General features: G+C 59.0%; 14 protein-coding genes. 11 read left to right on the top strand and 3 right to left on the bottom strand.

The window, feature by feature from the left end:
- Window positions 1-142: 142 nt before the first annotated feature.
- Complete coding sequence (locus tag BUA42_RS00345; protein WP_072775733.1) at window positions 143-934, bottom strand: GntR family transcriptional regulator; 792 nt, start codon at window positions 932-934, stop codon at window positions 143-145.
- A gap of 117 nt (window positions 935-1,051) precedes the next feature.
- On the opposite strand from BUA42_RS00345, the gene BUA42_RS00340 reads away from it, so the two are divergent.
- Genes BUA42_RS00340 through BUA42_RS00310 form a run of 7 tightly spaced genes read left to right on the top strand, consistent with a single transcriptional unit; the run spans window position 1,052 to window position 8,120 of the window.
- Entirely contained in the window at window positions 1,052-2,230 is a 1,179-nt protein-coding gene (locus BUA42_RS00340; protein ID WP_245818902.1) for an FAD-dependent oxidoreductase, read from the top strand.
- The gene (locus tag BUA42_RS00335; RefSeq protein ID WP_072775732.1) at window positions 2,227-2,949 is read left to right on the top strand and encodes an SDR family NAD(P)-dependent oxidoreductase; all 723 of its coding nucleotides are present in this window, start codon (window positions 2,227-2,229) and stop codon (window positions 2,947-2,949) included. Before BUA42_RS00340 ends, BUA42_RS00335 begins: the two co-directional genes overlap by 4 nt.
- A complete protein-coding gene (locus BUA42_RS00330; protein ID WP_072775731.1) occupies window positions 2,946-4,457 on the top strand; it encodes an aldehyde dehydrogenase in 1,512 nt (503 codons plus the stop codon). Before BUA42_RS00335 ends, BUA42_RS00330 begins: the two co-directional genes overlap by 4 nt.
- Before the next feature lie 18 nt (window positions 4,458-4,475).
- Complete coding sequence (locus tag BUA42_RS00325) at window positions 4,476-5,477, top strand: TRAP transporter substrate-binding protein (RefSeq protein ID WP_072775730.1); 1,002 nt, start codon at window positions 4,476-4,478, stop codon at window positions 5,475-5,477.
- The gene (locus BUA42_RS00320; RefSeq protein WP_072775729.1) at window positions 5,477-6,031 is read left to right on the top strand and encodes a TRAP transporter small permease; all 555 of its coding nucleotides are present in this window, start codon (window positions 5,477-5,479) and stop codon (window positions 6,029-6,031) included. The genes BUA42_RS00325 and BUA42_RS00320 overlap by 1 nt, the downstream gene beginning before the upstream one ends.
- Window positions 6,031-7,344: a TRAP transporter large permease gene (locus BUA42_RS00315; RefSeq protein WP_072775728.1), complete on the top strand. Its 1,314-nt coding sequence runs from the start codon at window positions 6,031-6,033 to the stop codon at window positions 7,342-7,344. The genes BUA42_RS00320 and BUA42_RS00315 overlap by 1 nt, the downstream gene beginning before the upstream one ends.
- The gene (locus BUA42_RS00310) at window positions 7,344-8,120 is read left to right on the top strand and encodes a maleate cis-trans isomerase family protein (RefSeq protein ID WP_072775727.1); all 777 of its coding nucleotides are present in this window, start codon (window positions 7,344-7,346) and stop codon (window positions 8,118-8,120) included. The genes BUA42_RS00315 and BUA42_RS00310 overlap by 1 nt, the downstream gene beginning before the upstream one ends.
- Window positions 8,121-8,245: 125 nt before the next feature.
- Here BUA42_RS00310 and BUA42_RS00305 read toward each other — a convergent pair whose 3' ends face one another.
- Together BUA42_RS00305 and BUA42_RS00300 are read right to left on the bottom strand one after the other, a co-directional pair.
- The gene (locus tag BUA42_RS00305) at window positions 8,246-8,635 is read right to left on the bottom strand and encodes a PAS domain-containing protein (RefSeq protein WP_072775726.1); all 390 of its coding nucleotides are present in this window, start codon (window positions 8,633-8,635) and stop codon (window positions 8,246-8,248) included.
- A gap of 2 nt (window positions 8,636-8,637) precedes the next feature.
- Window positions 8,638-9,033 (bottom strand): helix-turn-helix transcriptional regulator, encoded by a 396-nt coding sequence (locus tag BUA42_RS00300; protein ID WP_072775725.1) that lies wholly within the window; start codon window positions 9,031-9,033, stop codon window positions 8,638-8,640.
- A gap of 179 nt (window positions 9,034-9,212) precedes the next feature.
- Between BUA42_RS00300 and BUA42_RS00295 the strand changes: the two genes are divergently transcribed.
- The 4 genes from BUA42_RS00295 to BUA42_RS00280 all read left to right on the top strand — a co-directional run bounded on the left by BUA42_RS00295 (window position 9,213) and on the right by BUA42_RS00280 (window position 14,113).
- Entirely contained in the window at window positions 9,213-10,361 is a 1,149-nt protein-coding gene (locus BUA42_RS00295) for a serine/threonine protein kinase (protein ID WP_084066050.1), read from the top strand.
- 69 nt (window positions 10,362-10,430) lie between these two features.
- Entirely contained in the window at window positions 10,431-12,026 is a 1,596-nt protein-coding gene (locus tag BUA42_RS00290) for a phosphate ABC transporter substrate-binding/OmpA family protein (protein WP_178346812.1), read from the top strand.
- Window positions 12,027-12,145: 119 nt separating this feature from the next.
- Window positions 12,146-13,120, top strand: coding sequence for a type IV pili methyl-accepting chemotaxis transducer N-terminal domain-containing protein (locus BUA42_RS00285; RefSeq protein WP_072775722.1), 975 nt, complete (start codon window positions 12,146-12,148; stop codon window positions 13,118-13,120).
- Between the two features lie 54 nt (window positions 13,121-13,174).
- Window positions 13,175-14,113 (top strand): type IV pili methyl-accepting chemotaxis transducer N-terminal domain-containing protein, encoded by a 939-nt coding sequence (locus tag BUA42_RS00280; protein WP_072775721.1) that lies wholly within the window; start codon window positions 13,175-13,177, stop codon window positions 14,111-14,113.
- The last annotated feature ends 144 nt before the right edge of the window (window positions 14,114-14,257 follow it).

Below are 14,257 nucleotides of genomic sequence, written 5' to 3'. Positions count from 1 at the left end.
ATCGTAGGGGCGAGTGACACCCGTTCGAACGCGAGTTACCAAATTCCACACTGCTATCATACGAAAAAAGACGGAAGCGTGCTTCGCATGAGGCTCAGCCGGAGTTCCAGATAGACGCGTTAGGCTGCACACGAACTCATCCTCACAAGCTGCGTAGGCGGTCAGGTGCTTCGGATGTCCATGTGCGGCCTGCTTCGGCGGTGACGCGCCGCATTGAGATTTCGAACCGGTAAAGCTCTGGGCGGTAGAGAACGCGGATCATTTCGACGGGGCGGTCGTTCTCGTCGCGGACCAGACGGTTCACTTCGATCAGCGGCGAGCCTGCGGGAACGGTCAGGGCGCGGGCGACCTCTGCGTCTGCCACCGTTGCACTGATCGTCTGCGTCGCCGAAGCCACCGGCACACCGGCTTCCTCAAGCAGGAGGAGGAGCGGTGTTTGTGACAGATCCTGTCCTTCGATGCGTTTGCCGATTTCCTCGGGCACGATGGTGACGAGGTACGACATGGGCGCACCGCCCAAAGCGCGCACGCGCACGGCGCGCTGCACGGTCGCCCCCCTTTCTATTTCGAGCGCCTCGGCCACGTCGGGTGTCGCGGGAAGGTAGCGCGAGTCGAGTACGTCTACTGTCGTGGTGCGCCCCATGTGCCCGACATTTTCAAGCAGGCCATCAATCGACGCGGTCATCGCGGGCGGCGTCGACTCGAATGGCAGAACGCGCGTGCCCTTGCCGCGTTCGCGCACGACACGCCCCATCGCGGCCAGTTCATTCAGCGCCCGACGCGCGGTGATGCGCGAGACGCCGAATTCACTGCAGATGGCCGCTTCACCGGGAACCGCATCTCCGGGCAGAAGGGTCCCGGCATTCAACCGGTTTGTCAGGATGACCACGATCTGCCGGTAAAGCGGCACGCCGCTGGCTGTGTCGAGCGGCATTGGTTTTGGTTCAGGCATCGACATTGGAACTGTGACCCATTTCGAGGGATGAGAGAAGTCTATTGCTATAATGATATACTTTAATAACATTATTAAACACAGAAAGGGGGTCGCAGGGTGGATTTGACACGGGAACCAATACTCATCGTGGGCGCGGGGCCGGTTGGGCTTACGCTTGCGTGGCGGCTATCTCAGGCAGGTCTTCCCGTGCAAGTCTTTGAAGCGGAACGCGAAATCGCCGACCAGTTGCGCGCATCGACGTTTCATCCTCCGACGCTTGACCTGTTTGATGAGGGCGGAATCACGGACGAACTGATTGCCGCCGGTCGGATTACTCCCACGTGGCAGATTCGCATGCACACCACCGGAGAGCGCGCGGAATTCGACCTTGCCGTCCTGAGTGACGACACAGCGCATCCCTACAGGTTGCAATGTCCTCAAGCGCGTTTGAGCCGGGCACTGGCCGCACGGCTTCCCAAAAATACGATCCATTTTGGCGCGGCGGTGAGTTCTGTCGCTCAGGATGATGCAGGCGTGTCGATTACGGTGAATGGAGAGACCGTGCGCGGGAGTGTCCTGATTGGTTGCGACGGGGCCCGCAGTCTGGTGCGCAGCGCGATCGGCGCGGAATTCGAAGGCGCGACCTACCCGGAAAACACGATCCTTGTCACCACGCATTTCCCGTTCGAAGAGCACCTGAGCGAATTGTCGGGCGTGAATTACATCTGGAAGCCGGGCGGGACATATTCCCTGTTACGTTTGCCGGACCTTTGGCGCATTTCATTGCACCCGACCGAAGGGCAGACGCCCGAAGAGGCGTTGGAGGACGCATCTATTCGCGCCCAGACCCGGGAAGTGCTGCCGCAGGCGGGCGATATCGACATAGTGGAAAAGCGGATCTACCGGATCCATCGGCGCGTCGCCACGCGATACCGGAAGGATCGGAAATTTATCGCCGGAGATGCGGCCCATCTCAACAGCCCGAAGGGCGGGATGGGCATGAATGGCGGCATCCATGATGCATGGTGCTTGGCAGATCTGCTGATCGAGGTCGCCAACGGCGCGGATCCTGTGCGGCTTGAGACCTATGAAGCGCGGCGCAGGCCCATCGCCCGCGACGACATCGTGGCGCAGGCCGATAAGAACCGTGCCCGGATGAACACCACCAACGAGGATGAACGTTACGCTTACTTGAAGAGCTTGCAGGAGATTGCGGCAGACCCTGAGAAAGCCCGCGCGTTCCTGTTGCGCTCGTCAATGATCGAAGGGCTCCGGCGGTCGGAGGCCTTGGCGTGAGCGGCGCTTTGGCCATTCTTGGCGGGTGCGGCGGCATCGGGCGCGTCCTGGTCGCCGAGGCGACGCGCGCGGGGTACGACGTGCATGTGATCGACCTGCCAAAGTCGATCGAGGCGCATCCTCCGGGTGTTCCGGCGCATCCCGCGGATGCGACGTCGGTGGCGGATCTGGAGCGTGCTGCCGAAAAGTTGCCGTCCGGTCTTGTGGGATTGGTCAATTTGTCCGGCTTCATGGCAGAGAGCCGTCCGGTCACCGAGACTGAGCCCGACCTTTGGGATGAGGTGCTGACCGGGAACCTGACCGCAAGCTACAACGCCGCACGCGCATTTCATTCCAAGCTGGGAAAGACCGCATCGCTGGTGATGACGGGATCCGGTCTTGGGCATTTCGCCCGGCCCGGTTACGGACCATATGCAGTTGCCAAGGCCGGGATCGCCGCACTGACGCGGCAGCTGGCATTGGAGTTGGCGCCCGATATCCGGGTAAACGCCGTGGCGCCGTCGGCTGTTGACACCGCATTTCTGCGCGGTGGCACTGGACGGTCCGACGAAAACGCCGAAACACGGTTGGACCTGGACGCCTATGCCCGTGCCATCCCCCTTGGGCGGATCGCCGAGCCGAAGGATGTGACGGGTCCAATTCTTTTTCTCTTGTCGGACGCGTCTCGGTATATGACCGGACAGGTGCTCCACGTGAATGGGGGCACGTTTATGCCATGACCGAACATCCGCGCTTTGACGTTCCGATCACACCGCCTGAACGCGTGACAGGTTGGGCCGGGGATCGTGCCACGCCGGGTGGTGGGCCGGACCTGCCGGTATTTTACCCGGCATCCGGCCAGCAAATCTCGGTGCTGGTCGAAGACGATGCCGATGCTGTCGATGTGGCTGTCACCACCGCCCGCCGGGCGTTTGATACCGGACCTTGGCCCGGACTTTCCACAGCCGAAAGGACTGCGGTTCTGGAGCGGTGCGGACAGGTGATCCGCGATCACGCCGACGAGCTGGCACGGCTGGAATGTGCCGCAACGGGCCTTCTCTTGCGCGAGTTGCGAGAGAGACACATGGTCCGTGCGGCCTATAATTTCCGGTTCTTCGCCGACTACATCAGCCAGCGCGCGGGCGAGAGGTACGATCAGACGCCCGGGTATCTGACAACTGTCGTGCGCGAACCGGTTGGGGTGGCGGCGTTGATCGCACCGTGGAACGCACCGGTGGCTCTGGCGACGATGAAGATTGCTGCGGCGCTTTCGTTTGGGAATACCTGTGTCTTGAAGCCGTCCGAGCAGACGCCCCTTGCACTGGCGAGGTTGGTGGAATTGTTGCAAGACGTCCTGCCAGAGGGTGTGTTGAACCTGGTGAACGGGCGTGGGCCGGTGACGGGCGCAGCCCTTGTTGCCCATCCGGGTGTCGATCTGGTCAGTTTTACCGGTGGGACCGAGACCGGGCGCGCGATCATGTCGACAGCGGGTCAGCGACTGGTGCCCTGCACGATGGAACTGGGCGGCAAATCGGCCAACGTGATCTTCGCCAACGCCGATCTTGATCGCGCTCTTGATGGGGCGCTTCTGGGCATCTTTTCGAACAATGGACAGCAGTGCCTTGCCGGATCGCGAATACTGGTGGAGCGGTCGATCTTTGACGATTTCGTCGGACGTTTCATCGACCGCGCGCAGCAGATCCGCGTGGGTGATCCGACGCTTGCTGAAACCGAGCTTGGCCCGCTGGCATCCCATCCGCACATGATGCGGGTGCTGGGGTTCGTCGATACGGCCCGCGCAGACGGCGGCGCTCTATTGACGGGCGGCGTGCGACGCGACGACCTTGGGGAAGGGTACTTCGTGGCACCGACCGCAGTCACTGTGCCCGGCAACGATGCGCGCACGGCGCAGGATGAGATATTCGGACCATTCGCGACCTTCCTCCCATTCGACACGGTCGAAGACGCAGCCACAATTGCCAACGACACGCAGTTCGGCCTCGTGTCGTACGTCTGGTCGGACCACCTGCCCACAGTCATGACCATGACAGAGCGTCTGCGCTCGGGAGTTGTGTGGGTGAACACGCCGATGATGCGCGAACTGCGCGCGCCGTTCGGCGGCTACAAGAACTCGGGTGTGGGTCGCGAAGGCGGCGCGGCTTGCGAGGCATTCTACACCGAGGAAAAAACCGTCACCCTGCCCAAAACCCCGCCACCCCTTCGGCGGCTCGGAGACACGGGCGGATAACCCGACAAGGAGCATGCGATGAAGCATTTCAAGACACTACTGGCCGCTGCGGCGGTTACACTCGCGGGGCTACCGGCAACCGCCCAGGAGCTTGTGAAAATCGGTACATTCGTGCCGGAACAATCGGTGGGCGTTGCCCGCGTCATCAAACCCTGGATGGAGGCCGTCAGCGCCGAAACCGACAGTGTCCAACTGCAGGGGTTTTGGGGCGGTACGCTAGGCAAGTCGCCTTTCAAACAGTTTGAACTGGTGCAGAATGGGGTGATGGATGTCAGCTGGGTCTTGCCTTCGTACACAGCCGGGCAGTTTCCGGAAATGGGTGTGTTCGAATTGCCCTTCCTGTTCCGCACCGCTGAAGAAGCCAGCATCGTCGGCTGGAAGCTGCACGAACAGGGTCTTTTGACCGGCTTTGATGGCGTGCATGTCATCGGTTTCTTTGCCGCCGAGCCGAACGCGCTTTTCATGAAGACCAAGGTCGACGATCTGTCCGGACTTGGGAACATGAAAATCCGCGCAGTGGGCGGCATTCACGCCTCTTGGCTGGAAAGCCTTGGCGCGGCGTCCGAAACGCTCAGTTCCGCCGAAATGAACGAAGCGCTTAACCGGGGCACGCTGGACGGCGCTGTGCAGGGTTGGACCGGGATGCGGACGTTCAAGTCCTTGCCGCTGGTCGATCAGGCACACGCGGTCCCCGCGGGTGCGATCCCGTTCCTGCTGCTTATGAACCAGTCCAAATGGGACGCCCTTCCGGCAGAGGCGCAGGACAAGATCATGATGCACGGAGGCATGGCGATGGCCGAGATGGGCGGAGGCGCTTACACAGCTGTCGGTGAAGAGATCCGTGCCGGTGTTGTGGACGAAGGCCGGATCGAGATCGTTGAGTATTCCGAAGAGCAACTGGCGCAGTGGACTGAGGCGGCGCAGGGAGTTCATCAGGCCTGGATCGAAGCAACACCGAACGGGCAGGCCGTCTACGATGCGGCCGTTGCGGCATTGACCGAGTTGCGCGGGTCCATGTGATGACGCCCACTGCCACGGCCCGGCAACTTGACCGCATCACACAGGCGGTGGCCCTGATCGGCTTTGCCGGGCTGGTGGCCGTGGCGTTCCTCATTTTCTACGACGGCGGGGCGCGCTACCTGAACGCGCCGCGCATTCACGGGCTCAAGGATTACGGCGAAGTGGTGTATCCCCTCGTGATCGCCAGTTGCTTTCCGGCTGGCCTGCTGCGTCAGACCAACGTCACGGTTCGTGTCTTTGGCAAAGTCGGCGGTGGCCGGCTGAACGCCTGGCTAGAGACGTTCGCGGCCTTTGTCGTGCTTGTCTTTTTTGCCATTCTCGCGTGGCAGTTCGTCAAACTGACCGGCAAATACTTTGATGCAGGCCGAACCACGCGCACCATCGGTATTCCTTTGGGGCCTTGGTGGTGGGTCACAACGGCTATCATGGCAACCTGTGTGCCGGTGCAACTTTATGTTTTTCTCAGCTGGCTTAGGGCTGCGGTGTTTGGCAGTTCTGCCGGCCATGAAGGTCTGTCGCAGGCCGAGCTTGAGACTTTGGGCGGGAGCAGCTGATGGTCGCCGATCCCTTGACGACCGGGCTTCTGGGTCTGGCGGCGATGTTCGTTCTGATCGTTCTGCAGGTTCCCGTGGGCATCGCGATGGGTGTCGTCGGTGTGGTTGGCACCGGTCTGATCATCGGGTTCGAACCTGCGCTGACCCTTCTGGCCACAGAACCGTCATCCGCCATGTCCGCCGAAGGGTTGGCGGTGATCGCGCTCTTCTTGCTGATGGGCAACCTCGCCCATGCAGGGGGATTGTCGGACGAGCTTTACCGTCTGGCCTATGCGTTTCTCGGCCACCGCAGAGGTGGTTTGATCTTTGCCACCATCGGAGCCTGCGCCGGGTTCGGTGCGATCTGCGGCTCGTCGGTGGCGACGGCTGCGACCATGGCGCGGATTGCGCTGCCACAGATGATAGAACGTGGCTATGCACGGTCGCTTGCGGCAGGCGCTATTGCATCAGGCGGCACGCTGGGGATGATCGTTCCGCCCTCGGTCGTGATGATCCTCTATGCAATCCTCACCGAAAACTCGATCATCACCCTGTTCCTCGCGGCTGTGGTGCCCGGGCTGCTGGCGGTGGTTTTCTACTTTGTCGCCATCGCCGTGGTCGTGCGGCTGTATCCCGAAACCGCGCCGCGTGGAGAGCGGTTGAGCTGGGGCCAGCGCCGCAGGGAAACCCGGAACAGCTGGGCCGTCGTTTTGCTGGCGGTCTCTGTCTCGGGCGGCATCTATTCCGGCATCTTCACGGTCACAGAAGCCGCAGCGGTCGGCGCGTCGATGGCGTTGATCATCTCACTGGTGCGCCGCCGCCTGACCGGCAAAAGCTTTCTTGCGAGCCTTGGCGACACGGCGTCGAATACCGGTCTCATCTTCGTGATCATCATCGGCGCCTCTGTCTTTTCCTATTTCGCCACGCTCTCTGGTTTGCCCGCCGCCATCGTGGCCTGGATCGAAGCGATGGGTCTGCCGCCGCTTGCTGTTATTGCGCTTTTGATGGTGTTTTTCCTGATCCTCGGCTCGATCTTCGACACGATTGCCGCGATGGTTCTGACATTGCCGTTCGTGTACCCGCTGGTGATCGGGCTTGGCTATGACCCGATCTGGTGGGGCGTCGTCAATATCGTGGTGATCGAACTGGGCATGATCACGCCGCCCATCGGGATCAACGTGTTTGTGCTACACGGTATGGCGCGTGATCTGCCATTGCGGACCATCTTTCGCGGAGTGACGCCGTTCCTTCTGGCCGATCTCGTGCGGTTGATCGTGCTGATCCTCTTTCCGGCGCTCAGCCTCTGGCTGCCTGGTGTGATGGGCTGGCTGTAATGGGGGTGGAATACGGTCGGGCTGGTCTTTGGGGTGTGCTCACACCGCAGGCGAACACGACGGTCGAGCCGGAACTGTGGGCGTTGCTGCCGCCGGGGCAGTCCCTGATCAACGCCCGGTTGGTGTCGACGCGACCGACCATCGAGGAACGCCTGGTCGATTACACCACGCGGTTTGAGGAAACGGCAAAGCGTTTCGCCAATGCGCCCGTCACCTGTATCGCAGCGGCTTGCACCGGGGCATCCTATCTCATCGGCGCGGACCGCGAGGCCGAGATCGTGGGCGAGATGCAATCGCGCTTTGGCGTGCCGTTTCTGACAGCCGCGCTTGCCACGGTTGCCGCATTGCGCGCGATGAAGGCCAAGCGGATTGCGTTGCTGACCCCGTATCCCGAGACCCTGAACAAGCCATGCATCCCCTATTGGGAAAGCTTTGGCTTTGATGTGGTGGCCAAGGCCGGTCCAGCATTGGAAAGCGCCGCGTTCCACCCGATCTATGCAATGGCAGGTTCAGGGGTCTTTGCGTCCTATCAGGAGTTGTCCGACACCGAGGCGGACGCGGTTCTGATGCTTGGAACCGGTATGGCGACCCTAGGGCCGATCCTGGAAGGCTTGGACAAAGGTCTTAAACCAGCGGTGTCTTGCAACCTCGCATTAGCCTGGGCCGCGGCGCAACAAAACTCGTGGGACTCGCTAAGAGAAGACTCGTTCGGGGACTGGCGCAAAGCCATTCACTGGCGCCAGCGTTACCAAGCACTGTTCCCAGAGCAAAATTGAAAGCCTGATCTAACCGAAACGCGGGTCGGAAAAACTTCTGTCCTTGAAGAATTCATAACCATTGCCCGTTGCCCAAAACAATTGGCAACTCAAGCGTCGGCGGCACGTATCATATGCGCGGCACCTTATAGTGGGCGCTGAATCGTCACGAAGTGAGTGACCACTCCTTCTTCGTTCCTGACAGGGCGGAATTCGCATTCGTGGAGGAAGCTTGTTCCATCTTTCCGGTAATTGGTGATTGTTACCGTCCCGGATGTCCCGGTTTCGATGAGATGTCGGAATTGGGCGACGGCGTCCGGTTCGGTGTCCGGGCCTTGCAGGAAATTCATGTTGCGGCCCAGCGCTTCGCTGGGTGCATAGCCGGTGTGCGCCTCAAACGCGTCCGAGGCGTAGATGACAACGTTGCCGGGTGCGGCGAGGCAGATCACGGCTGAATTTGACTTGGCATTTTGACCAAGCTCGGTCTCAAGGTTTTCGTCTACGAAATCTTCGAAGGTTTGCTCAGGGGAACTCATACTTACTTCTCGTGGGCTGAGACGATGGCTTCAACAAGCTGCACGAGGCGCAGCTTTTCATCTGTGTCGGTCAGTCGGACGAAAGAGCTGACAAGCCGTGCCAGCATGTCTGCCTCTTTCGGCAAATCCGACGACGTGTCTGCGGTGTTGCGATCGGGTTGATCTACGGGGAGGATCGAATTGACGTGCACGCCATAGAAGTCCGCGAGAGCGATCAGGTAGGTCAGGTTACACTTGCTCTGTGCGTCTTCGTACTTCTGGTACTGTTGCGGGCTGACATTGATCGTTCTTGCGACCTCTGCCTGTGTCAGGCCCCGCGCGGTGCGCAGTTCGCGCAAGCGACGGCCAAGAAAGGCATAAACGTCTGCGTGCACGGTGTCTGAGTATGCTTGGGCCATATCCTCACTCTTTTATTCGGCAGGTCGGTAGTCTGTGCCTCATTCGCGAGTTAACGAAACGACCGTCATGCGCAACCCGTACTATGTGATCGGTCCAATCGGATTTGAAGAATAATGACGGTTGGCTGCTAAAAATCCGAGATTCGCGGAAATCGAGGTGATGTTTTTGCCACTAGACCATGCTCCACCCTCAAATTTTTGATGCATTTCTAGTTTTTCGAGATCCGTCGGCCTGGGTTGGCCGAGATTTTAAGTATCTGAAATACATCTATTTAGTAGCGTTGAGCGCAGAATGTGGCGAGCGTGACCGTGCTTTCTCCTTAAGGATGCCGGTTTGGCTCCCTGCTTTTGCCTCATTGTTCGCCATTCTCTCAATTAACGAGAAACAACTCTCGATTTATGAGGAAATGGATATGTCTGTTGCCTTGCTAGAACGGCAAGCCATGGAATGCCCAAGCGAAACCTTGGCGCCCGGCTGCATACTTCTCGACGGCGAGTACGCCATCACAGAGCTGTTGAGCTGGGGCGGCTTCGGCATCACATACCTGGCCACCGACGCGCGTGATCGGGTTGTGATCATCAAGGAATGTTATCCGCGCTCATTCTGTGGTCGGGACGGCTTGACCGTTGTTCCGAACGATGAAGCCTCCGCCGCCATCCTCGATGCCACGCTATGTGTCTTCCTTCAGGACGCGCGATCCATTGCGAAGGTACAGCATCGCAATATTGCGGCCGTCGAGCGTATCTTCGAAGAGAACGCGACCGCGTATGTCGTGCTCGAATTCATCGATGGGTATGATCTTCTCGAGGTGATCGAACAGAGCCATGCACGGCCCGATCCGGATGAGGTCCGCGACCTGCTCAGGAAAACCCTGGCCGCACTTGGCAAGGTGCATGAGGCCGGGCTTTTGCATCGCGACATTGCGCCGGAAAACATCATTGTCACTGGGGCGAACGAACCCGTGCTGATCGACTTTGGCGCGACGCTCAAAACATTGGCGCGTATCGCGGCCTCACCCGCGGAATTGCCGAACGCGAAGAGCGCATATACCCCTCTCGAATTCTTCGTGTCGGGCAGCAAGCACGACCCGGCGGGTGATTTCTATGCACTTGCCGCCACCTTTTATCATCTCATCACCGGCGAACTGCCCGCTGATTGCCGTTCCCGCATGTCAGCGCATCTGGGCGGCAAACCCGACCCCTACGTCCCGCTCAGCAAACTGACGGATGAATTCGATACGGCGTTTTGCAACGCCCTCGATTGCGCCTTGTCACTTCTCCCGAAAGATCGTGTCCGATCTGCGGAGGAATGGCGACGTATCCTCTAGTCCAACACCTCACCTTCCCCCCACCCCCCTTAAGACCTTGCGCATCGCGCACATCCAATGGAGTTCAAAATGTCCAATCTCATGTCCCGCTTGAAGCGCTCTGCCCAGAGTGCAGCCCTTCTCGCCTCGGCATCGCTGGTACCGACCGTCGCATCTGCCGGCGAAGTTGCCCTGAAATCCGCTGACGGCACCGTCAACCTCACAGGCGAATTCGTCGAATTCACCGATGACTACTACGTGATCCGCACCGCACTTGGTGAGTTGCGGATCTCCGCGGCGCGTGTCCGTTGTGAAGGCGATGCGTGCCCGACCTTTGATACTGAAAGCGCCGATCTCCAGTTTGCCGGGTCGGACGCGATGGGCGTCGGCCTGATGCCGCTGCTTCTGTCCGGCTATGCCTCCTACCTTGATGCGGAAGCATCAATCGTTGAGACCGCGCAGGAAGGTCAGCTTCTGGCAGATTTCATCAGCGATGGCGGCTTCGGCGATGAGATCGGCAGCTACCTCGTGACGGCCACATCCACTGATGATGCGTTCTCTGCTCTGATGAGCGGCGAGGCACAGATCGGCATGGCATCGCGTCGCATCGTTCCGGATGAAGCCCGTGCCCTGAAAGCCGAAGGTGCCGGGAACATGATCGACCCGAACCAAGAGCACATCATCGCGGTCGACAGCGTCGTTGTCATCACACACCCGTCCAATCCCGTGAGCCAGATCACGATGGAACAGATGCGCGAAATCTATGCTGGCCGCATTTCGAACTGGAGCGAGCTTGGCGGTGAAGACATGCCAATCCAGGTGATCAGCCGCGCAAAGGATTCAGGCGCACGCGCAACCTTCGAGGCATCAATTTTTGAGGACCTTGAAGTGGTCCACTCGGAATCCGAGATCATTGCCGCAAGCAACAACGAAATGGCGGCGCTGGTAAACGAAAATCCGGCGGCTATCGGGTTCGTGCCTTACGCGTTCCAGCGTGGTGCAAAACCGATGAGCCTCGTGAACGCCTGTGGCATCGTTTCCGAGCCTGACGCGTTCTCGGCCAAGACGGAAGAATACCCGCTCGAGCGCCGTCTTTACTTCTACAACCGTGCCGACACCAACAACCAGTTGGCCGACGACTTCCTGAAGTATGCGCTGTCCGAAGATGCGGATGGTGTTATCGCAAAAGCCGGATTTATCGACCTTGGCATCAAGCGTCGTCCGCAGAGCATGGAAGGCCAGCGTGCACGCATGCTTCTCGATCCAAATGCCGACGCTTACGAAGCTGGCGTGATGCGTGAAATGCTGGGCCAGATGGTGGACTACGATCGCCTGTCCACAACATTCCGCTTCCGCACCGGCTCTTCACGTCTGGACGAACGCGGTGTGATCGACATGCAGCGCTTGGTCGACTTCCTCGAAGATCAGCCGGAAGGTACGAAAATCGTATTCGTTGGCTTTACCGATGACGTGGGTGCGTTCGACAGCAACCGCGCGCTGTCCAAAAACCGTGCAGCCGCCGTTGCAGATACGTTGCGCGAAACGGCAGGTGATCGCATCGCTCACGTGGAAATCGAAGCCGCCGGCTTTGGCGAAGTTGCACCGGCTGCTTGTAACGCGACCGAAAAGGGCCGCTCGATCAACCGCCGCGTCGAGGTGTGGATCGAAGCCGGTATGCAGGGCTAGGGTGCCGACCGGCGTCTAATAACGGCGCCGGTCCCCCACTTTTTCGCATTCGAATTCAGCAAGGCCGCGAGCGGCATGATCAAACGCGCCCGCTTCACGGCAAAACCATGAGAAAACCAATGTCCCTAGCAGCAGAAAAAAGCCCTTCTTTCGACCTTTCAAAAGTGGTCAAAAACAAGCTGACAGCAGTCACTTTCGTCGGCGCTCTGTTCTCAACCGCGGAAGTCCGCGCGAGCGACAACACTGAAGGCTCGGCAGAAATCATCCTCGCGCAACTGGTCGACGACATCGGCGCCGCCGAGCGTGTCGAAGCCGCGGATGAACTTCGCATTGTCTCGCAGGAAGCCTCTTCCGCCGCGTGTTACCTCTTCAGCGGTATAGAGCCCGAAGAAAGCCGCCGCCTGGTTATCGAGTCGCGCGACATCTTCGAAAGAAACCTGGACGCGCTCCTGAACGGCAATCCTTCGATGAACATCATCGGTGCAGAGACTCGCCGCAAAACCATCGCCGAATTGGAGAGCCTTCGGGCGATCTGGACCCCGGTGTCGGAAGCACTTGCGGCTTTGCTGGAAGACGCGAACGATGCCGACGCTGTTGGAGTGGTCAAGGCAAACAGCAAACTGCTATATGAGAAGACGAACTATCTCGTCAGCGTGATTTCCGGCGAATACTCCAATCCGGCAGAACTGCTGCAAGTCGACGCGCTCATGCTCGACATTGTTGGCCGCCAGGGGATGTACACGCAGAAGATCGCCAAAAACGCCTGCAAGGTGTGGAACGGTGAAGAGGTCGAAACGTCGACCCAGGAACTGACCGGCGCAATCGAGATATTCGAGACGTCTTTGAACGCTCTTCTCCACGGCATGCCCGAAGCGGGTCTGAAAGCAGCGCCGACGCCCGAGATCATCGACGGTCTGTCAGGTGTGATCAGCGATTGGGCGGAGACGCGCACACTGGTCGACACGCTTCTCGCCAGCGGCGCTTTGGCTGGTGACGAACAGACCGCACTGTTCAACCGCATGAATGACAAGATGTACCAGCTGAAAAAGATCACGCACGATTACGCGCTCTATTCAAAGCACAAGTACGACTAAGCGCCGTTTGCTGATGTCACCCTACTTGTCTCCAACACGAATTGGACCACTGAAATGAAACACCACCACCTACTTATTGCTGCGGCATGTGCCACGGGCATAACAGCCCCGGCCTTTGCCGAAACCAGCGCCGCACCACTCGGGCTTGACGGTGAGGCAGAGCTCATCGATGCCGCTGCCACCTTTGCCGAAGATACGGGGAGCGCAGAACGTATAGAGTCTGCAGAGATGCTTCGTACCTACACTCAGGAAGTCGCCGCTGCCGCTTGTTTTCTGTACAACGACATCGACCAAACCCTGAGCAGCAAGCTCATGACCGAAGCACGCGCCGGTTTTGACAAGCACATTGACGCTCTTCTGAACGGAAACGAAGAGCTTGGGATCATCGGCGGTGAAGAGCGTCGGAAAACCATCGTTCAACTCGAGGATATCCGCACGGCTTGGGGCCCGATCGCGACGGCCACCGACACCTTGCTCTCAAAGCACGATGACGATGCTGCGGTCAGTGTCATTAAAAGTGGAAACATGCCGCTTTTCGAAATGACCAACAAGCTCGTGAGCGAAATGGAAGGGCAGTATTCGGACCCAGCCGTCCTGATGCAGTCCGATGTGCTGACGCTCGAGATCGTCGGGCGCCAGGCGACGATGACTCAGATGATTGCCAAGAATGCCTGCAAGATCTTCTCCGGCAACCAGTCCGAAGATGTTCGAGCCGAGTTGAAGCAGTCAATGGAGCTTTACGAAGTGTCCCTGAATGCCCTCATCAACGGCATGCCAGAAGTCGGGATCGCGCCGGCGCCAACCGAAGAGATCGAGACAGCCCTTAATGGCGTTTTGAGTGACTGGCAAAAGATGCGCCCGACGTTCGATACCCTTCTCGAAACCGGAGCAATGGAACGAGATACGCAAGTTGAAATTTTTCAGCACATGGCAAGTGAAATGTACGAGCTGGAAGATATCACACACAAGTACACAATTTTTTCAAAGCATTGACGTGATGCGAATGAAATTGCGCCGGGTTTCCCCGGCGCAATTCTGTGCGAAATCATTACAAATATGATTTTCGAAATACCATCGACACTTTTACAATTTCAATGCAAGCCAATTTTGCCTAGAGGCGAATGGCCAAGAATATTT

It is taken from the genome of Marivita hallyeonensis (assembly GCF_900129875.1).
Classification (GTDB): domain Bacteria; phylum Pseudomonadota; class Alphaproteobacteria; order Rhodobacterales; family Rhodobacteraceae; genus Marivita; species Marivita hallyeonensis.
This window is presented reverse-complemented; position numbering and strand designations above follow the sequence as displayed.

Excerpts from the sequence above, each read along its gene's own strand:
- BUA42_RS00280 (WP_072775721.1), top strand. The coding sequence starts at position 13,175 with ATGAAACACCACCACCTACTTATTGCTGCGGCATGTGCCACGGGCATA.
- BUA42_RS00290 (WP_178346812.1), top strand. The coding sequence starts at position 10,431 with ATGTCCAATCTCATGTCCCGCTTGAAGCGCTCTGCCCAGAGTGCAGCC.
- BUA42_RS00345 (WP_072775733.1), bottom strand. The coding sequence starts at position 934 with ATGCCGCTCGACACAGCCAGCGGCGTGCCGCTTTACCGGCAGATCGTG.
- BUA42_RS00305 (WP_072775726.1), bottom strand. The coding sequence starts at position 8,635 with ATGAGTTCCCCTGAGCAAACCTTCGAAGATTTCGTAGACGAAAACCTT.
- BUA42_RS00315 (WP_072775728.1), top strand. The coding sequence starts at position 6,031 with ATGGTCGCCGATCCCTTGACGACCGGGCTTCTGGGTCTGGCGGCGATG.
- BUA42_RS00330 (WP_072775731.1), top strand. The coding sequence starts at position 2,946 with ATGACCGAACATCCGCGCTTTGACGTTCCGATCACACCGCCTGAACGC.
- BUA42_RS00325 (WP_072775730.1), top strand. The coding sequence starts at position 4,476 with ATGAAGCATTTCAAGACACTACTGGCCGCTGCGGCGGTTACACTCGCG.
- BUA42_RS00320 (WP_072775729.1), top strand. The coding sequence starts at position 5,477 with ATGACGCCCACTGCCACGGCCCGGCAACTTGACCGCATCACACAGGCG.
- BUA42_RS00300 (WP_072775725.1), bottom strand. The coding sequence starts at position 9,033 with ATGGCCCAAGCATACTCAGACACCGTGCACGCAGACGTTTATGCCTTT.
- BUA42_RS00285 (WP_072775722.1), top strand. The coding sequence starts at position 12,146 with ATGTCCCTAGCAGCAGAAAAAAGCCCTTCTTTCGACCTTTCAAAAGTG.
- BUA42_RS00310 (WP_072775727.1), top strand. The coding sequence starts at position 7,344 with ATGGGGGTGGAATACGGTCGGGCTGGTCTTTGGGGTGTGCTCACACCG.
- BUA42_RS00295 (WP_084066050.1), top strand. The coding sequence starts at position 9,213 with ATGCTCCACCCTCAAATTTTTGATGCATTTCTAGTTTTTCGAGATCCG.